Genomic DNA, 16,904 nt, shown 5'->3' on the forward strand with positions numbered 1-16,904 from the left:
CCCCTTGACCGCAGCCGACACCGTCCCACCCCACCCGGAGGAGAAGTCCCGCTTCCAACGCAACGCGGGTGCCCTGGCCATCTCCTCCCTGTGCACGGCGCTGTTGGGCCTGCTCTACTGGATGGCTGCCGAGCAGCTCTTCGCGACGGCCGAGGTCGGCCGCGCGTCCGTGGTGGTGAGCACCGCGACGATGCTCGGCACCCTCTCCTGCCTCTCCCTCGGCGGGATGTACGAGCGCTTCCTGAGCTCGAGCGGGTCGGGCGCCACCGGACTCATCGTCCGGGGCGCCGCGCTGGTGGCGGTCACAGCGGCCGTGGTCGGCGGCGTCTTCGCGACCCTGCCGATCTCCGAGCGGCTCTTCGCACTGCCCTCCGAACGTGCGTGGTTCCCGCTCGTCGTCGTCGCCTTCGCCCTCTTCGCGCTGGCCGACCCGGTGCTCGTGGGCCTGCGCGACGCCCCTTCGTCGCTGCCAAGAACATCGGGCACGCCAGCGCCAAGCTCGCCGCGCTCCCCCTGCTCGCCGTCATCGGCATCACCTTCACCTCCGGTGACGCCACCTCGGTCTACGGCAGCTGGACCCTGCTCTCGGCCGTCGCAGCCGCCATCGCGCTCGGCTGGGCGTTGTCCCGGACCCGGCGGGCGGTCACCGGCCCCAGCCAGCTGCCACCACTGCGGTCCCTGCTCAGCCATCATGCCGCTGTCTTCGCGACCATGGTGATGGGTCTGGTCGTGCCGATGTATCTGCCCCTGGTGGTGCTCCGCCTCGAGGGGGCCGAGCACGCGGCCTACTTCGGGCTCTCCCAGGTGCTCGCCACCGGCGCCACGCTCTTCGTCCTGGCCGTGCACACCTCCTACGTCGCCGAGGCCAGTCATCCCGACACCGACACCGCAGCCTGCACGCGACGACTGGCCCAGATGACCACCACCGTCGCCGTGTTCGGCGCGGCCGTGCTGGCGTTGATCGGCCCGGTGGTGCTGGCACTCGTCGGCGGCGCCTACCGCTCCCATGCGGCCACCCACCTGGTGCTGTTCGCACTCTCGATCCTGCCCCAGGCCCTGATCGGCGCCTACGCCGTGATGAGTCGGGTGCGCAACCGGATGCGGATCCTGCTGACCGTCCAGGTGCTGTCGGTGACCGGCATGGTGACCCTCACCCCGTTCGCCATCACACGCTGGGGCATCAGTGGGGTGGGAGCCACCTATCTCCTCGTCGAGACCGTCTGCGCGGTGGTCCTGCTCGGCCCGCTGGTCCGCGCCTGGCGCGACCTCACCCGTCCGGAGCGGGCGCGGTGACCGCGTGGACGTGGCGCGGCCTGGTCCCGGCGCTCTCCGTGATCCTGCTCCTGACCCAGGTCGCCGGCTGGCCCACCGGGCCCTTCGCGCTCGGCTATCTCCTCGTGGTGCCCGGTTTCGTGGTCGCCCGGCTCTGGCGCGGCCAGGTGGCGTCGCCCGCCCTGGCGACGGGCCTGTCGCTGGCCGTGCTGCACCCTCGTCGGCAGCGCGATGCTGTGGCTGGACTGGCTGGCACCCACGTGTTGCGACCGGCGTGGTCGCCGTGCTCACCGGCGCCGCCTGGCTCGCGGTCGTGCGCCGAGACCCGGCCCCCGCGACCCTCTCGCTGTCCCGCCCCACGCGGCCGGCGCTGCCGGTCGCGGCCGTGTGGCTGGTGCTGGCGGCCGCGCTGCTCTGCTGGCTGGTCGCGCTACCCGGGATCGACCCGGATGACGCCACCCCGCGGGGCCTGCTCACCGGGGCTCCACCGACGTTCGCGATCGCCCTGACCCTGGCCCTGGCCGGCTTCCTCGCCGCCCTGCGGGTGCGCTCGATGGCCGCTGCGGTGAGCGCGCTCGTGCTGACCGGCGCGGTGTTGCGCGTGACCACGGCACTCGTCTCGCCGGAACCGATGTATGACTGGACCCAGAAGCACCTGGGGGTGGTCGACACCTTCCTCACCGCGGGCCGCATCTCGGGCTCCGTCGACATCTATCACGACTGGCCGGGCCTGTTCGCCGCCAGCGCGTGGCTGAGCGATGCCTCCGGGGTCGCGCCCGACGAGCTCGCCCTGTGGTTCACCGGCTTCATCACCGTGCTGACCGCCTTGGCGGTCCACGGACTCGCGCGGCAACTGGGCGCCGACCCGTGGGGAGCCGTCGTGGCGACGTACCTCTTCGTGGTGTGGAACTGGATCGGTCAGGACTACTTCGCCCCGCAGGCGATCGCCTTGCTTCTTCGCCGTGCTCGTGCTGCAACTGGCACTGGCCCGCGGACGACGTGAGGCGGTGCTGGCGCTGGTCCTCTTCACGGCGATGGTGATCAGCCACCAGCTCACTCCCTACTGGGTGCTGGGGGCCCTCGCCCTGATCGCGTTGCTGCGCCGGGTGAGCTGGTGGCTGGTGGCTGGATGTGCTGTGGCCGCCCTGGGCTTCCTCGGCCTCAATCTGGAGACGGTCTCCGACTTCGGCCTCTTCTCCGGTGTCGACGTGGCCGCCAACGCCCAGACCAGTGGTCGGGAGTGGAGCAGCGCCGCCCGGCAGGGCGACTCGCTCATGTCGCGCACCGCCACCGTCCTGGTGTGGGCAGCCACTGCCCTCGTGCTCGGTCTCCGCCTGCTGCGCCGCCGCCCGTGGGCCGTGGAAGCCGTGGTCGCCTTCTCGCCCCTCGCCCTGCTGCTCGCCCAGAGCTACGGCGGCGAGGCCATCCTGCAGGTGGCGCTCTACTCGCTCGCCGGTTGCGCAGCACTCTCGGGCCGGTGGTGCACCGCCTGCTGACGGCGCCCTCACGACCGGCCGGGTCGGCGTACGCCGCGGCCTCGCCGCTGCCGCTGCGGCCGGCTTCGTGGTGGTGACCACCGGAACCAGCGCGCAGGCCTACTTCGGGCCCTGGTACGTCTACCAAGTGCCGACCGCCGAGGTGGCGGTGGCGCGGGCCCTCCTCGACCAGGTCCCCAGCCCGCCTACCTGGCTCCGGCGGTGCCGGGCTGGCCCGATCGCTCGGCCGGCAGCTACGTCGACTGGGTGGCCGATGCTCCCGACTTCGATGCGAGCGCCTTCGATCCGATGCTGGCCGGAACCGACTTCACCACCGAGGAACAGCTCCAGGAGTGGGAGCACTACCTCACCCTGCGCCATGCCCGTCCCGTCTTCGTCGTCCTCTCCCCACGGATGGAGATCGTCAACGCCTACCGCGGCTTCTATGCCGAGGACGCGCTCGCGAACCTCCGCGAAGCGCTGGACCTGCGGGTGCGGTGGAGCCGGGTCCTCGACCACGAGGGCATCGAGGTGTTCCGCTTCGTCCCGCCCGGCACCGAGGAGAGCGACGCCGCCCTCTGGGAGGTCTCATGAGCGGGGTGAGCGTGGTGGTGCCGGTGCACCGGGCCGAGGCACACATCGAGGAGTGCATCGACGCCATCGCCGCCCAGACCCTGCCGCCGCTGGAGGTGGTGCTGGTCGACGACCACGGCGGTGACTCCTCGGTCGAGCTGGCCGTCGCCCGGGCGGTGCGGCACGGATTGCCGCACCGCGTGGTTCGCGCCCCACACAACCTCGGCCCCGGTGGGGCCCGCAACCTCGGAGTCGCCCGGTCACGGGGCGCGGTGGTGTGGTTCTGCGACTGCGACGACAGCGCCGACCCGGCCTTCCTCCAGACCCTCGTCGATCGACTCCTCGCCGACGACAGCACCGTCGCCGTGTGCGACACCCTGCTCTTCGGCGACGACGGCGCCGGCGCCTGGTCACGGGCAGAGCGGTCGCCGGCCGCGTCAGGTGTCGTCAGTGGCGAGCAGTTCGCCCGCGACCTCCTGGCCGACCGGGCCAAGGGGTACTCGTGCAACAAGGTCTTCCGTCGGGAGGCGCTCCGGCCGTTTGCCGAAGGCGTCGCCTACGAGGACCTCGACGCGATGGTGGCCGTCGCGCTGGCGGCAGACCGGGTGAGCCTGGTTGCCGAGCCGCTCTATCGCTACCGAGTGCGCGGCGACTCGCTCAGCCGCGTCTTCTCGACGCGCACCCTCGACCTGGTGGCGCAGTCAGCCCGGGTCGACGTCCTGCTGCGGCAGCACGGGGAGCCAATGCTGCCCGAGTCGGTGGAGCACCGCTACGCCAACGTGGTGGTCCCACTGGCCAACATGGCGGCCAGGGCCCGCGGTGCACACCCGGTCGCTCCGACTGCGCTGCACCACGCCTCGCGGCTGGTGCGGCTGCGCGACCTGCCCACCCTCCTGCGTGCCCGACGCTGGCAGCTGGCGCGAGCAGCGCTCGTGCTGCGGATCAGCGCACGTGCCTATGCGGCGGCGGTGGTCCGTCGATGACCCACGTGGTGATGATGATGGACAGTCCCGACGCCCTGGGCGGGGTGCAGCGAGTGCTGCGGTTGTTGGCCGACGGCCTCGTCGAGCGGGGCGTGCGCACCAGTGTGGTCGGCCTGGTCCCGGCCACCGTCCCGCACCGATTCCCCACGAAGAACGAGCTCCCCGAGTTCCTCGTGCACGACCACGACGTGCCGCTTCCCTACTCCCCCAACACCCGCCTGCGCCGGAGCCGACTGCTCGCCCGCGGGAAGGCTGCGGGCGTCCGCCACTTCGATGCCGGCGTCCGCCGCCTGCGCGGCCTGCTGGCCGATCTCGACGACTCCGACGACGTGGTGGTGGTTGCCCACCAGCTCCGCTGCGCCGAGTACGCCGTCGCTGCAGGCGTGCCCAAGCAGCGGCTGATCGTCGAGTACCACGACGCGCACAGCGCTGCCGAGGGCTACCACGAGCTCCCCCGCATCGACCGGGTGCACCGGGCGGCGCGAGTGCTGCTGACGCTGAGCGACGAGGACACCCGGCTGTTCGCCGCCCGCGGAGTCGGGCCGGTGAGGACCATGCGCAACCCGATCGACCTCGCCGCGCTCACCGCGACCGCACCTCCGCAGCATCGAGACCCGGTGGTCATCGCCGCCGGCCGACACACGCCACAGAAGGCGTACGACGTCCTCCTGCGTGCGTGGGCGCAGGTGGCCCCGCAGCACCCGGGGTGGCGCCTGGAGATCCACGGCGACGGACCCGACCGGGCCGCACTCACCGCGTTGGTCGACAGCCTGGGGGCACCGGCCGCCCTCCTCCCCCTGAGCAGGACCTACCGGCCCGGATGCGCCGGGCAGCGGTGCATGCACTCTCCTCACGACACGAGGGCATGGGCCTGGTGATCGCCGAGGCGATGGCCAGCGGCACTCCGACCGTCGCCACCGACTGCGGCCCCGGCGTACGCGACCTGATCACCTCCGAGGAGACAGGTCTGCTGGTGCCGACCGGTGACGTCTCCGCACTCGCGACCGCGCTGGACCGGTTGATCAGCGACGCGGCGCTGCGCCAGCGGTTGGCCGAGGCCGCCCGCTCCACGATCTCCCACCATGACGTCGATGCCGTGGTCGACGACTGGTTGCCCCTGCTTCGGCACGCCGTTCCGCGCGTTGTCGATTCCCCCAAGGAATAAGGAGAAACCCTCATGAGCACCACCCTCGACCACGCAGGCACCACCCCCGCACCGACCGCGAGCGAACCGTCACGGACGTCCGACCTCCTGGTGGGCCTGGTCCGCATCGCCCTGGGATGGGTGCTGCTGTGGGCAGGTCTCGACAAGGTCTTCGGTCTCGGCTGGCCGACCGAGCGCGAGGCGTCGGTGCTCGAGGGCAACTCTCCGACCGAGGGCTACCTGACGTTCGGCCTCAACCCGGACGGGCCGGCGCACGACCTGCTCAGTGGTTGGGCGGGGAACCCGGTGGTCGACGTCCTCTACCTGGCCGGCACCCTGGGCGCCGGGCTCGCGCTGATGCTGGGCGTGGTGATCCGGATCGCAGCCCTCGGCGGCGGCGTACTCATGGTGATGCTGTGGTTCTCGGCGCTGCCGCTGGAGCACAACCCCTTCTTCGACCAGCACCTCTTCTATGCACTCATCGCCGTGGTGGTCGCGGTCAGCCCGGCCGGTCGACAACTCGGACTCGGTCGCTGGTGGAGCGGCACTCCGTTGGTCCGCAAGGCGCCCTGGCTGGCCTGACACCTGAGCACGGGTGCGCGGGCCAAGTCACTGAAGCCTGCGCACCCGCACCCAGTCGACGAGCATCCGCGCCGGGAACTTCGTCGTGCGGTCGGGCGCTCCGGGCCAGTCACCACCGACCGCCACGTTGAGGAGCACCACCTGGGGGAGTCGAAGGGCCAGCTCCGACCGTCTCGTTCGAGTTCGGCGCGGGTGACCGTGTGGTAGGTCGTGCCGTCGACCTTGAAGACCAGCTTCTTGCTGGTCCAGCGCACCGCATAGACGTGCCATTCCCCGGCGAAGCCACGCTTGTTCCTCACGTTGCCCGGCCGTTGCCAACGACCGTCCGCACTGGCCCTGTCGGCGACGTGCACGTTGGCATTGAGCGTCTCGGTGTCGTTGAGCAGCTCCATGATGTCGATCTCGCCGACCTTGGGCCATCCGCGGTTCTCATGGTCCTCACCCAGCGTCCAGAAGGCCGACCAGATCCCCTTGCCCTTCGGCACCTTGATCCTGGCCTTGATCACTCCGTGCGTGACCGCGGGGACCGACTCGATCCGAGCAGAGGTGTACTTCCGCTTCTTCGACTTCCGCGCGACGATGCGCAGCTGTCCCTTGCCGTTGAGCGACACGTTGGCCTTGCGGGCCTTGTAGGTCTGCAACTCCCCGTTGCCCCAGCCGCCCCCGCCCGTGAGGATCCGCCACTGGTCGCCGGGCAACGCCCCCTTGGGACCGTTGAACTCATCGGACCAGATCATCCGGCCCTGGACGACGCGAGTCTCCAGGTCGAGGCTGCGCGCATCATCCTCGCCTGCGCAGCCTGCGGGAGCCACGAGTGCTCCGAGCAGCATCGGCACGATCCATCGTCTGCGGTCACGCATGCCAGGTCCCTTCGAACGGAGCGCCGGTGTAGAGATCGGCGAAGTGTGCGGCCATCGCGCCACCGGCGGTGACCATGCGGAGTTGGGTCTGCTGCATCTGCTGGGTGAAGGGGTCGTCGTCGAGAGTGTGAAACATCGTGGTCATCCACCACGAGAAGTGCACCGCCCGCCACACCCGCTCCAGGCACTGTTCCTGGTAGTCGTCGAGGCCCCGCAGGTCACCCCGAAGACCCCGGACCAACGCGGCTGACGCCCGGACGACGTCGGCCACCGCCAGGTTGAGCCCCTTGGCACCGGTAGGTGGCACCACGTGTGCGGCGTCGCCGGCCAGGAGCAGGGATCCGTGGCGCATCGTGGTGTGCACGACACTGCGCAAGGGGGTCAGGGAGCGCTCCAGGATCGGGCCCTCGTTGATGGCGGACGCTTCGGAGTCGAGTCGCCGGTGCAGGTTCTTCCAGATGCGCTCGTCGTCCCACGCCTCCAAGGCATCGGTGTGGGGCACCTGCAGGTAGAGCCGGCTCACCTCGGGAGTACGCATCGACGCCAGCGCGAAGCCGTCGTCGTGGCGGGCATAGATCAGCTCCTCGGTCGCTGGGACAGCTCGGGCCAGCACCCCGAGCCAGGCGACCGGATAGCTCCGGCCCAGGCTGCGCCGACGAGCTGCGGGGACGAGTTCGCGGGTCCGACTGCGGGCGCCGTCGACGCCGACGAGGAAGCGCGCCCGCACCTCTCGCCGTACGCCTGCGGTCTCGACGTGGACCGTGGGCCGGTCGCCCTCGACCCCGTCCGCACCCACCACGTCGGCGTCGAAGTGCAGCGGGAGTCCCGACGACTCGCGCAGCTCGATGAGGTCGGCGACCAGTTCCCGCTGTCCGTAGACGGTGATCGCGCGGTCGCTGTGGGCCGTGAGGTCGATCCGGTGACGCTGCCCGTCGTGCTGCAGATTGACGCCGCCGTGCACCATGCCCTCGACGGCCAGGCGCGGGCTGGCCCCGACCTCGTGGAGCAACCGCACAACGGGATCCTCGAGTACGCCAGCACGCACCCGGCCGAGCACGTGTTCACGACTGCGTCGCTCCAGGATCACGCTCTCGACGCCTTGCAGGTGGAGCAGGTGAGCGAGCAGCAGCCCGGCCGGGCCGGCGCCGATGATCACGACCGGCGTCGAGGGCGGCAGCGACGCGGTCATCGGTCCCTCCTCGACTCGAAGACGGCTGGGCTGAACCACTCCACGAAGTGCGCGAGTGGGCATCCGTCGTTCGCCGCGCGCATGAGGTAGTCCCGGGAGGGGATCTGCTCCTCGGGGCTCCACAGGCCGGCGAGGATGCCGGCCCACCGGCCGGCCGGGACCAGGCCCCACTGCCGGATCTCCCGGGTGGTCAACACCCCCGACTCGTGGAGCGCGGGTCCGATCGGCCGGTCGGTGGCGGCCAGGCTGGCGACGATCTGCTCGGGGAGCCGGTCGAGCACCGCCACCACGGTGGAGGCGCCCCACACCCGCTGCCGGCCACCGGTCAGCAACACCTCGCGGATCAGCAGTGACTCCGTCTCCGCTGGGCGGAGCATCTCCTGTGCCCTGGCGACCTGGGTGTCGATCCGGTCGGCGGTGATGCCGGTGTAGGCGTCCTCGGCGCCTGACAGCGCGGCGAGGTCGTCGTGGGCGCCGAGCACCCAGTGCGCGCGCACCTGCACGGAGATGATGTCACCGGTCAGGACCCGCAGCGAGGTGCTGGTCAGCCCGTCGCCGCGAAGCACCAGCTGCTCCACCCGGCCCAGGCCGGCGATGTCGTCGGTCGCCCGCGCGACCGGGCCTCCCCAGCCGGTCCTCACGAGGCACCCCCACCGGCGCCGACGTGGGAGCGTCGAGGCCGTGGAGAACCGCGTTGATCCGGTCGGCAACCTGGCCGATCCAGGGTTGCTTGATGACGGCGAGGTGGGTGCACGGGAGCTCGTGCATCCCACGGGCGCCGGTGAGCACCTGCTGCCACCAGTCGCGGCCGTCGATGTTCTCCGCGGTCAAGAAGACCTCGGCAGGTCCGTCCCACGGCTGCGGGCGGTGCCGTTCGGTGATGCGCAGGCCGTGTTGGAAGAAGACGTCGTCGCGTGTCGCCGAGGCGAAGGGATACCACCCCGCACCCAGCAGCCGCAGTCGCGTGCGCCACAGCTCGCCCCGGGTCTGCCCCACGGCCCCGGGAATCCGGATCCTGGGCACCTCGTCGCCGGCCGCGCGTGCCAGGTGTCCCGGCAGCACCGTGTCGAGCATGACCAGCAACGGCACCTGGTGTCCCCGGGCACGCAACAGGTGGGCGACCTCGAGGGCGAAGAGCCCGCCGAGCGAGTGCCCGACCAGCACTGCCGGTCCGTGGTGGCCGCGCTCATCGAGGATGCGCAGATAGCGTCGCGCCGCAGCAGTGACCGACCAGTCGGGGATTCCTCGACGCTCGAGTCCTCGCTGTTGGAAGGCGGTCACCGGGTGGCCCGGGGCGAGCTGCTGGGCCAGCTCCGAGAAGAGGTACGCCGGGCCGCCGGCTCCCGCGAAGCAGTGGACGGGCAGGCGCTCACCGCCTTCGCGCAACGGCACGACGATGCCCCGGTGGCTGCGGTGGCCGCGATCGCCGATCTCGGTGGAGCTGGCTCGGGCGCGGCGCCGGACCACAGCGGCGAACCCGCTCAGGGTCGGGGCAGCGCCGAGGTCGGCACCGGTGAGGATGATCTGTTCGTCGGCGAGCCGCACGAGCAGCTCCTCCACCGCGAGCGAGTCACCGCCGAGGGCGAAGAAGTCCTCGGCGCGCCCCACCTCGGTCAACCCGAGCACTGCACGCCAGTGCCGAGAGACCAGCGCCTCCCACTGGTCGGCCGGCACGGTGTCGGTGGAGCGGGCCGGTGCGGCCGGCAACGCTGCCCGGTCGACCTTGCCCCGTTCGGTGCGTGGGAGTTCCGGAAGGAGGACCAGCGTCTGAGGCACCATCCACTCCGGCAACCGCTCCCGCAGTGCCGTGCGCAGCTGCGCCGACGAGGGCGCCGCACAGGTCGGGTCGGGGACGACGTAGCCGACGAGTCGGGTCGTCTGGTCGTGGTCGGGGACGACCACTGCATCGTCCACGACGTCGAGTCCGCGCAACGCCGACTCCACCTCGATCGGCGCGACCAGGTAGCCGCGCACCTTCACCACGTCGTCGCCGCGCCCCTGCAAGGTGAGCGTCCCGTCGGCGTCGACCCGACCGCGGTCACCGGAGAGAAAGGTACGTCGTCCGTCCGGCTGCCGCTCGAAGACGGCGTCGGTGGCGTCGGGATCACCCCAGTAGCCCAGCGCGAGATGCCGGGAGGTCATCCGGAGCCGGCCCGCCTCACCGGGCGCGAGCAACTCTCCACGCTCGTCGTGAGCCCGGATCACCTTGCTCACGGTCGTCCGACCGGCACCGATCACGCCGGGCTCCAGCTCCTCGCCGGGCAGGACGTGCCGGAAGCTGAGGTGGCCCGTCTCGGAGGATCCGACGAAGTTCGCATAACGAGCGTTCGGCATCCAGGTCCGAGCCGCGTCGATGTCGCGGCCGTGGGCCGCCTCGCCGCAGGTGGTGAAGAGGCGGATGTCATCGTGGCGTTCGTGCCCGACCGCCCCGGTGAGGTGGCGCAGCAGGGACGGAGTGGCGTGCAGCGTCGTGATCCGCCGGTCGCGGAGCCAGGCGCCGACGTCGCGCAACGACCGGGTGCGGCTCTCCCGGATCTCCAGGGTGCAGCCGTTGAGGAGCGCCATGAAGAGCATCTCCTGCCCAGCGGCGTAGGCCGGCGGCAGCACCAGGGCGATCCGGTCGTCGCTGGTGAGGTCGAACTCCCGGCGGCTGACAGCGGCTCCGTTGACGACGGCGCCGTGGGTCAGCGCGACCCCTTGGGGCGACCGGTCGACCCGGAGGTCCAGACGATCGAGGCTGGCGCGTCCACCTCCGTTCCGGCGGTCGGCGCTGCACCCGACGGCTCCCGTGGCGCCGCCAGCCAGGCCGCATCGACGACCTCCACCGCGCCGGGAGCGGCGGCCGCCTCCACCGCCGGTGCACTCGCCGGATCGACCACGATGCGGGTGGCACCGGAACGAGTGAGAACGTCGTGGAGCCGCTCCGCGACGAGTGCCGGATCGACCAGTGAGACCGGGGCACCGGCGTACAGGTGTGCGACCGCCGCAGCCAGCGCGGGCGTCGAGGTGCCGAGGACGGCGACGGGCCCGGTGGCCGGCGGCTGGGCACTGCACAGCCGGGCCAGGGCGACTCGGGTGATGCGCACACCGGCGCTGTCGGCGAGCGCCACCTGTTCGGGGAGCAACGAAGCGATGGCGTCGAGCTGGGTCCGGAAGGGATGCGGGGCATCGGGGTCCGGCACCGGGACGTTCGTGTTCATCGGCGGCGATCTTCCTTCACGACAGTGAGTGCAACCTAATTAAGGTAATGCTAACCTTCATCTGATCTTGCGACCGAGGAGCCCCACCATCACCTCGTCGCACCGCCACCGGGACGGCGGAAGGCCGGTCCGGACTCGCACAGAAGGAGCAGTACGTGCGCACCACGAAGCGCCGCACCCGCCCCCGCAGGCTGGCCGCCATCGCGGTGGCCGGGGCCCTGACCGCCACCGCCCTGGCGACCTCCCCGGCCCAGGCTGCCGAGGTCACCGTCGGAGACCGGGTCTTCGACGTCACCAGCGCCCAGGCCGGCAAATCGCTCTATCAGGCCGCCTGGTCCGAGGAGCAGGACGCGATCTGGGTGACCGGGACGACCCACCACTTCAACCTGGGCTATCCGATCGCCGACGAGTCGACGATCCAGAAGATCGACCCCGAGACGCTCCAGGTCGAGCAGACCATCACGCCCCGCACCCTCGGCGCCGGCACCGACGTCGAACGTCCGGAGGCGGCGTACGGCGTCGCGGTCGACGACGAGCACAACCTCGTCTGGACCAGCGCCACCCGCGAGGACGCGGTCGTGGTCTACGACGCCACCACCGGCGACCGGGTCAAGACGATCGGCGGCGTTGGCCACTCCCGCGACATCGCGATCGACCCCTACCGCGACATCGCCTACGTCAGCGATCCCAACGGCGGTTCGATCACCAAGATCAGCACCGACACCCTCCAGGTGGTCGAGACGATCGCACTGGGCGGCAACTTCTCCCCATGAGCCTCGACCTGGTCGTGGACGAGGACACGGCGCTCCTCTACACCGTCAATCTCAACGACGGCAAGCTCCTCGAGTTCGACTCCGTGGCGAAGGACTACCGCGAGGTCGGCTCGACGGGTGGCAACCGCGCCTCCGGCGTGGCAGTGGACGCAGAGCGCGGCAAGGCCTACGTCGCCAGCCAGGACTCCTCCGACGTGCGCACCGTCGATCTCGCGACCGGCCAGGTGCTCAAGACCGTCGACGCCGGCGCTGCCGCCCTCAACGTCGCGGTCGACGCCGAGGCCGGCCTCGTCTACACCGCCATCTTCGGTGGTTCCTCCGTGCTGGTCACCGACGCCGACACCGGCGAGAAGATCGGCCACGTGAACGTGGGGGTCTCCCCAACGACGTGATCCTCGTCGACGGCAGCGCCATCGCTGTGGACCGCGGCGCCACCGGTGCGCAGGGACTCTCCTCGCTGTGGCGGATCACCCCGCAGGCCGACGGCACTCCCGATCCCGACCCGGAACCCGAGCCCGAGCCCGAGCCGGCGACCGGTGTCACCGTCGACGGCACACCCGCCGTGGGCGGCGAGATCACCCTCAACGGCGTCGGCTGGAAGCACCCCGACGGCAGTGGCTCGACCATCGGTCTCAAGCTCGACGACGGCTCCGTCAAGCGCGCCAGCGACGGCACCGACGTGTGGGCCACCATCGAGGCCGACGACGACGGCGAGTTCTCCGTGACCTTCCAGTTGCCCGACGGCACCACCGAGGGCGAGCACGGCTCCACCCCCGCCTTCACCGCGGGCGAGCACACGCTGCGCTTCCTCTCGGGCTCGCTGAAGCCCGGCGACCAGGGCCGCTCGGTCGCGGTCACGATCGACGTAGCCGAGGCCGGCACCGAGCCCGAGCCCGAGGAGCCGACCGACCCCGACGTCACCGAGCCGAAGCCGGTCAAGAAGAAGTCGAAGGTCAACACGTCGATCAAGAAGAAGATCAAGGCCAAGAAGCGCGGCAAGCTCAAGGTCGTGGTCAAGCCGGGTCACGCCAACGAGAAGGTCGTCGTGGCCATCGACGGCAAGACCTGGAAGAACGTCAAGCTGACGCGCAAGAACGCCAAGAAGGCCGTGGCCACGGTCAAGCTGCCCAAGCTCAAGGTGGGCAAGCACAAGGTGAGAGTGGTCTTCAACGGCAACGCCGTCGCGAAGAAGGGCACGGCGGTCGCGAAGTTCCGCGTGGTCAGGTGAGCATCAAGACCTGACGGTCCGCTCCAGCAGCACCGCCACCTCGTAGTGGTCGGTCTGCGGGAACATGTCGAGCACCCTGGCTCGCACCGGCTGCAGCGAAGGCATCGCAGCGAGGTCGCGGGCCAGGGTGCTCGCGTTGCACGACGAATAGACGACGGTCGGCGTCGTCGACCGCTCCAACCAGTCCGCCAGGTCGGGTCCGATGCCTCGTCGCGGCGGATTGACCACGACCAGGTCCGGAGCATCGGTCCGGGCAACGGCCCACCTGGTCGCGTCGGCCACGATGAACTCGACGTCGCCCGGCAGCGCCGTGGCCGACCGTTGGGCAGAGGCCACTGCCTCCGCACTCACCTCGACGCCGACCAGCCGACGACCGGCGGCCGCGCAGTGCAGGGCAAAGCCTCCGACACCACAGTAGAGGTCCCACACCTCGCGGGGTACACCTTCGGCCACCCACTCCTGCACCTGGCGATAGAGGGCGGCGGCGACCTCGGTGTTGGTCTGGAAGAAGCTCTGCGGGCGCAGGTGCAGGTCGAGGTCGTTGACGCGCATGGTCAGCGACTCCCCCAACAGCAGCTCCTCACGCTCTCCCTCCAGCACCGCCTTGTGCTCCGGCTGCAGGTTGACCGACACCACCCGCGCTTGCGGCAGCCACCCCAGCAGCGTGGGCAGGTGCTTGCGGATCCGTGACAACGACTCGGTCGACCGCACGACGAACCGCACCATCAGGCCGCCGTCGGGAGCCACGGTGATGAGCAGGTACTTCAGCTCACCGCGGCGCTGCGCGACGTCGTACGGCGTCAGGCGAGCCAGCGTGATGAAGCGGCTGAGCGGTGCGAAGGCGTCGCTCAGCTCGGGCGGATAGAGACCGCAGTCCTGCAGGTCGATCCCGCCCCCGGAACGGTCGAGGATCCCGAGCACCGGTGCCGCCACGGTGCCGGTGACGACCATCTTGGCCTTGTTGCGGAAGCCGCTCTCGGGGCCGACGACGCTGGGCAGCCAATCGATTCCGGCGGGGAGCAGCGCTCGCACCGCCTGCTCCTTGGCCGCCACCTGCTCGGCGTACGGCACCCCCATCAGGGTGCACGAGAGGCAGCGGGCGGCGGAGAAGTGCGGGCATTCCATGGCCAGCCAAGGGTAGAGGTTGCGTTGGGGAGAACTTTCACGGATTGGTCCTGTCGGCGCGACCACATCTGCGCAAGGATGGCCGGACGTCGAATGGAAGGTGCCCCATGCAACTGAAACTGTCGGCCGAGGACGCTGCTCTCCGCGATGAGCTGCGGACCTTCTTCACCACGCAGGTGCCTGCGGAGATCCGGGAGGCCGTGCTGGCCCGCCGGGAGCTCACCAGGGACCAGTTCGTGGAGAGCCAGAGGATCCTCAACGCCGCCGGCTACGCGGTGCCGCACTGGCCGATCGAGTGGGGCGGCCGCAACTGGACCGAACTCCAACGCCACCTGTGGCACGAGGAGCTGCAGCGGGCCGGGGTCCCGGTTCCGCTCGTCTTCAACGCCTCGATGGTCGGTCCGGTGATCGCTGCCTTCGGCAGCCAGGAGCTCAAGCAACGTTTCCTCCCGGCCACGGCCAACCTCGACATCTGGTGGAGCCAGGGCTTCTCCGAACCCGATGCCGGTTCCGACCTCGCTTCGCTGCGCACCACCGCGGTCCGCGACGGCGACCACTTCGTCGTCAACGGCCAGAAGACCTGGACCACGCTCGGACAGCACGGCGACTGGATCTTCTGCCTCGTCCGTACCGATCCCGACGTGCGCAAGCAGGCCGGCATCTCGTTCCTGCTCATCGACATGACCAGCCCCGGCCTGGAGGTGCGCCCGATCGAGCTGATCGACGGTGGCCACGAGGTCAACGAGGTCTGGTTCACCGATGTGCGCGTGCCGGCGGAGAACCTCGTGGGAGAGCTCAACAAGGGCTGGGACTACGCGAAGTTCCTGCTCGGCAACGAACGCGTCGGCGTCGCGCCGGTGGGCGCGACCAAGCGGGTGCTCACCGAGGCGAAGAAGTGGGCGGCCGAGGTGGGCCAGCTCGACGACCCGCTCACCGCAGCTCGCATCGCAGAACTCGAGAACGACCTGCTGGCCCTCGAGCTCACCTCCGTGAGGGTCGCGGCCAACTCCAGCGACGGCAAGCCGCACCCGGCCTCGTCCGTGCTCAAGCTTCGCGGCACCGAGCTGCAGCAGGCGGTGGCAGAACTGGCGCTCGACCTGGCCGGACCGGCAGGGCTGTCCTGCTTCGCTGGCGAGGGCTCGCTGGCACCCGACTGGGCCCGTCGTTCGACCCCGGTGCACCTCAATCTCCGCAAGGCCTCCATCTACGGCGGCTCCAACGAAGTGCAGCGGCAGATCATCGCCCGCACGATCCTCGGACTCTGAAAGGCCTGACATGGATTTCACCCACGACGAAGAACAGCAGGCCCTGCGCGAGGCCGTGCGCGGCCTGGTCTCCAAGCGCTACAGCGACTACGAGAACCGCCGTCGCACGGTGGCCGACGACCCCGGCTACGACCGGGACCTGTGGCAGAAGCTGGCCGAGATGGGCGTTCTCGGCCTCCCCTTCGCCGAGGACGACGGTGGCGTCGGTGCCGGCCCGATCGAGGTCGGGATCGTCGCCGAGGAACTGGGCCGGGTGCTCGCCCCCGAACCCTTCCTGGCGGCCGTGGTGCTGGCGGGCGGCCTGGTGGCCGACGTCGGTACGCCGGAGCAACGGTCCGAGCTCATCGCGCCTCTGGCCGCCGGCGACTCCCTGCTCGCCTTCGCCCACGCGGAGGCCGGGAGCCGTTGGGCGGCAACCGCATCGGCGGTCACCGCCACGGCGGCCGGCGACGGCTGGGTGCTGAGCGGGAGCTAGCGAGCCGGTGCCGCTCGGGGCGACGGCCGAGACGTTGATCGTCTCTGCGGCGCTGCCTGACGGGGGCACCGGTCTCTTCGTGGTGCCCGGCGACGCCACTGGCCTGACCTGCTCGAGCAGCCGCGCGATCGATGGCAGCCGCGGTGCCCGGGTCGACCTTGCCGGCGCGGCGGCGCAGCCGCTCGGCACCGGCGGCGATGCGACCGCCGCGATCGAGCGGGCCTCGCAGCGCACCTGGGTGTGCCGCCGGCAACCAGGCCGTCGGCACGATGGACCTGGCCCTGCGGATGACGGCCGGCTACCTGACCAGCCGCAAGCAGTTCGGCGTCACCTCAACAACTTCCAGTCGCTCACCTTCGCCGCTGACCCTCTACATCGCCCTGGAGCTCACCCGAGCCTGGTCGGCTGGCCACGATGGTCGAGGCAGAGGCGCTCGAGGAACTGGCCGAGGCCAGCACCGGGCAGCCTTCCAGGTCGCCAAGGCTGGCCGGCTCATCGGCCACGAGTCCATCCAGTTGCACGGCGGCACCGGCATGACCGCCGAATACGCGATCGGCGCCCACACCGCGCACCTGTTCACGCTCGAGCAGTGGCTCGGAACCGGCGGCCACCACCTCAGTGCCCCGGCGGCGACGGTGGCCGACCACGGGGAGGTCGAACCGATCCGTTGACCGGATCGCTTCTACTCGTCCATGGTTTGGGAGAACGACGATGGGGTGCTCGACTGGCCGGTCGTCCCGCTCTTCTGCTTCCTGTTCGT

The 16,904-nt window shown here is 70.7% G+C and carries 20 protein-coding genes and 1 pseudogene; 15 read left to right on the forward strand and 6 right to left on the reverse strand.

Annotation, left to right across the window (positions count from 1 at the left end; genetic code table 11):
• The first annotated feature begins 4 nt into the window (after positions 1 to 4).
• The 9 genes from L1066_RS20535 (at position 5) to L1066_RS20575 (ending at position 6,029) form a co-directional block, all read left to right on the forward strand.
• On the forward strand, positions 5 to 718 hold the full coding sequence (locus L1066_RS20535) for a polysaccharide biosynthesis protein (protein ID WP_235738045.1): 714 nt from the start codon (positions 5 to 7) through the stop codon (positions 716 to 718).
• A complete protein-coding gene (locus tag L1066_RS20540; RefSeq protein ID WP_235738047.1) occupies positions 712 to 1,293 on the forward strand; it encodes an MATE family efflux transporter in 582 nt (193 codons plus the stop codon). Before L1066_RS20535 ends, L1066_RS20540 begins: the two co-directional genes overlap by 7 nt.
• Positions 1,294 to 1,546: 253 nt before the next feature.
• Positions 1,547 to 2,275, forward strand: a complete 729-nt coding sequence (locus tag L1066_RS20545) for a hypothetical protein (RefSeq protein WP_235738049.1) — start codon at positions 1,547 to 1,549, stop codon at positions 2,273 to 2,275.
• A complete protein-coding gene (locus L1066_RS20550; RefSeq protein ID WP_235738051.1) occupies positions 2,235 to 2,768 on the forward strand; it encodes a hypothetical protein in 534 nt (177 codons plus the stop codon). Before L1066_RS20545 ends, L1066_RS20550 begins: the two co-directional genes overlap by 41 nt.
• Positions 2,769 to 2,969: 201 nt before the next feature.
• Complete coding sequence (locus tag L1066_RS20555; RefSeq protein ID WP_235738053.1) at positions 2,970 to 3,341, forward strand: hypothetical protein; 372 nt, start codon at positions 2,970 to 2,972, stop codon at positions 3,339 to 3,341.
• Positions 3,338 to 4,303: a glycosyltransferase family 2 protein gene (locus tag L1066_RS20560; RefSeq protein WP_235738075.1), complete on the forward strand. Its 966-nt coding sequence runs from the start codon at positions 3,338 to 3,340 to the stop codon at positions 4,301 to 4,303. The genes L1066_RS20555 and L1066_RS20560 overlap by 4 nt, the downstream gene beginning before the upstream one ends.
• Complete coding sequence (locus L1066_RS20565; RefSeq protein ID WP_235738084.1) at positions 4,300 to 5,181, forward strand: glycosyltransferase; 882 nt, start codon at positions 4,300 to 4,302, stop codon at positions 5,179 to 5,181. Before L1066_RS20560 ends, L1066_RS20565 begins: the two co-directional genes overlap by 4 nt.
• Positions 5,124 to 5,468 (forward strand): glycosyltransferase, encoded by a 345-nt coding sequence (locus tag L1066_RS20570; protein ID WP_235738086.1) that lies wholly within the window; start codon positions 5,124 to 5,126, stop codon positions 5,466 to 5,468. The genes L1066_RS20565 and L1066_RS20570 overlap by 58 nt, the downstream gene beginning before the upstream one ends.
• A 12-nt stretch (positions 5,469 to 5,480) precedes the next feature.
• Positions 5,481 to 6,029 (forward strand): DoxX family protein, encoded by a 549-nt coding sequence (locus tag L1066_RS20575; protein WP_235738087.1) that lies wholly within the window; start codon positions 5,481 to 5,483, stop codon positions 6,027 to 6,029.
• Here L1066_RS20575 and L1066_RS20580 read toward each other — a convergent pair.
• From L1066_RS20580 to L1066_RS28925, 5 genes and pseudogenes are all read right to left on the reverse strand, one after another.
• Positions 5,918 to 6,889, reverse strand: a complete 972-nt coding sequence (locus L1066_RS20580) for a glycoside hydrolase family 16 protein (RefSeq protein ID WP_235738089.1) — start codon at positions 6,887 to 6,889, stop codon at positions 5,918 to 5,920. The two genes, L1066_RS20575 and L1066_RS20580, sit on opposite strands and share 112 nt — an antisense overlap.
• Complete coding sequence (locus L1066_RS20585; protein WP_235738091.1) at positions 6,882 to 8,078, reverse strand: 4-hydroxybenzoate 3-monooxygenase; 1,197 nt, start codon at positions 8,076 to 8,078, stop codon at positions 6,882 to 6,884. The genes L1066_RS20580 and L1066_RS20585 overlap by 8 nt, the downstream gene beginning before the upstream one ends.
• Complete coding sequence (locus tag L1066_RS20590; protein ID WP_235738092.1) at positions 8,075 to 8,644, reverse strand: chorismate pyruvate-lyase family protein; 570 nt, start codon at positions 8,642 to 8,644, stop codon at positions 8,075 to 8,077. The genes L1066_RS20585 and L1066_RS20590 overlap by 4 nt, the downstream gene beginning before the upstream one ends.
• Entirely contained in the window at positions 8,592 to 10,220 is a 1,629-nt protein-coding gene (locus L1066_RS20595; protein ID WP_376707710.1) for an alpha/beta fold hydrolase, read from the reverse strand. The genes L1066_RS20590 and L1066_RS20595 overlap by 53 nt, the downstream gene beginning before the upstream one ends.
• A gap of 27 nt (positions 10,221 to 10,247) precedes the next feature.
• Positions 10,248 to 11,278 (reverse strand): annotated as a pseudogene (locus L1066_RS28925) (AMP-binding protein); the annotation flags it as partial.
• A gap of 155 nt (positions 11,279 to 11,433) precedes the next feature.
• On the opposite strand from L1066_RS28925, the gene L1066_RS20605 reads away from it, so the two are divergent.
• The 3 genes from L1066_RS20605 to L1066_RS20615 are packed head-to-tail and all read left to right on the forward strand — an operon-like array spanning position 11,434 to position 13,279.
• Positions 11,434 to 12,051, forward strand: coding sequence for a YncE family protein (locus L1066_RS20605; RefSeq protein ID WP_235738096.1), 618 nt, complete (start codon positions 11,434 to 11,436; stop codon positions 12,049 to 12,051).
• Positions 12,048 to 12,443 (forward strand): YncE family protein, encoded by a 396-nt coding sequence (locus L1066_RS20610; protein WP_235738104.1) that lies wholly within the window; start codon positions 12,048 to 12,050, stop codon positions 12,441 to 12,443. Before L1066_RS20605 ends, L1066_RS20610 begins: the two co-directional genes overlap by 4 nt.
• Positions 12,440 to 13,279 carry a hypothetical protein gene (locus tag L1066_RS20615; protein WP_235738106.1) on the forward strand — a complete coding sequence of 280 codons (840 nt, stop codon included), beginning with the start codon at positions 12,440 to 12,442 and terminating at the stop codon, positions 13,277 to 13,279. The genes L1066_RS20610 and L1066_RS20615 overlap by 4 nt, the downstream gene beginning before the upstream one ends.
• A gap of 3 nt (positions 13,280 to 13,282) precedes the next feature.
• Here the strand turns inward: L1066_RS20615 and rlmC are convergent, their stop codons facing one another.
• Positions 13,283 to 14,404: a 23S rRNA (uracil(747)-C(5))-methyltransferase RlmC gene (gene rlmC / locus L1066_RS20620; protein WP_235738108.1), complete on the reverse strand. Its 1,122-nt coding sequence runs from the start codon at positions 14,402 to 14,404 to the stop codon at positions 13,283 to 13,285.
• A gap of 107 nt (positions 14,405 to 14,511) precedes the next feature.
• Here rlmC and L1066_RS20625 point away from each other — a divergent pair, with 107 nt between their 5' ends.
• The 3 genes from L1066_RS20625 to L1066_RS20635 all read left to right on the forward strand — a co-directional run bounded on the left by L1066_RS20625 (position 14,512) and on the right by L1066_RS20635 (position 16,815).
• Positions 14,512 to 15,669, forward strand: a complete 1,158-nt coding sequence (locus tag L1066_RS20625) for an acyl-CoA dehydrogenase family protein (RefSeq protein ID WP_235738110.1) — start codon at positions 14,512 to 14,514, stop codon at positions 15,667 to 15,669.
• Positions 15,670 to 15,679: 10 nt separating this feature from the next.
• Positions 15,680 to 16,144, forward strand: coding sequence for an acyl-CoA dehydrogenase family protein (locus tag L1066_RS20630; RefSeq protein WP_235738111.1), 465 nt, complete (start codon positions 15,680 to 15,682; stop codon positions 16,142 to 16,144).
• Positions 16,145 to 16,275: 131 nt separating this feature from the next.
• The gene (locus tag L1066_RS20635; protein ID WP_235738112.1) at positions 16,276 to 16,815 is read left to right on the forward strand and encodes an acyl-CoA dehydrogenase family protein; all 540 of its coding nucleotides are present in this window, start codon (positions 16,276 to 16,278) and stop codon (positions 16,813 to 16,815) included.
• The last annotated feature ends 89 nt before the right edge of the window (positions 16,816 to 16,904 follow it).

It is taken from the genome of Nocardioides alcanivorans, from assembly GCF_021555175.1.
Taxonomy (GTDB): Bacteria; Actinomycetota; Actinomycetes; order Propionibacteriales; family Nocardioidaceae; genus Nocardioides; species Nocardioides alcanivorans.

What these genes read in the sequence shown, in the direction of transcription:
- L1066_RS20540 (WP_235738047.1), top strand. Translation starts at nt 712, where the DNA reads ATGGTGATGGGTCTGGTCGTGCCGATGTATCTGCCCCTGGTGGTGCTC.
- L1066_RS20560 (WP_235738075.1), top strand. Translation starts at nt 3,338, where the DNA reads ATGAGCGGGGTGAGCGTGGTGGTGCCGGTGCACCGGGCCGAGGCACAC.
- L1066_RS20565 (WP_235738084.1), top strand. Translation starts at nt 4,300, where the DNA reads ATGACCCACGTGGTGATGATGATGGACAGTCCCGACGCCCTGGGCGGG.
- L1066_RS20570 (WP_235738086.1), top strand. Translation starts at nt 5,124, where the DNA reads ATGCGCCGGGCAGCGGTGCATGCACTCTCCTCACGACACGAGGGCATG.
- L1066_RS20575 (WP_235738087.1), top strand. Translation starts at nt 5,481, where the DNA reads ATGAGCACCACCCTCGACCACGCAGGCACCACCCCCGCACCGACCGCG.
- L1066_RS20580 (WP_235738089.1), bottom strand. Translation starts at nt 6,889, where the DNA reads ATGCGTGACCGCAGACGATGGATCGTGCCGATGCTGCTCGGAGCACTC.
- L1066_RS20585 (WP_235738091.1), bottom strand. Translation starts at nt 8,078, where the DNA reads ATGACCGCGTCGCTGCCGCCCTCGACGCCGGTCGTGATCATCGGCGCC.
- L1066_RS20595 (WP_376707710.1), bottom strand. Translation starts at nt 10,220, where the DNA reads ATGACCTCCCGGCATCTCGCGCTGGGCTACTGGGGTGATCCCGACGCC.
- L1066_RS20610 (WP_235738104.1), top strand. Translation starts at nt 12,048, where the DNA reads ATGAGCCTCGACCTGGTCGTGGACGAGGACACGGCGCTCCTCTACACC.
- rlmC (WP_235738108.1), bottom strand. Translation starts at nt 14,404, where the DNA reads ATGGAATGCCCGCACTTCTCCGCCGCCCGCTGCCTCTCGTGCACCCTG.
- L1066_RS20625 (WP_235738110.1), top strand. Translation starts at nt 14,512, where the DNA reads ATGCAACTGAAACTGTCGGCCGAGGACGCTGCTCTCCGCGATGAGCTG.
- L1066_RS20630 (WP_235738111.1), top strand. Translation starts at nt 15,680, where the DNA reads ATGGATTTCACCCACGACGAAGAACAGCAGGCCCTGCGCGAGGCCGTG.
- L1066_RS20635 (WP_235738112.1), top strand. Translation starts at nt 16,276, where the DNA reads ATGGCAGCCGCGGTGCCCGGGTCGACCTTGCCGGCGCGGCGGCGCAGC.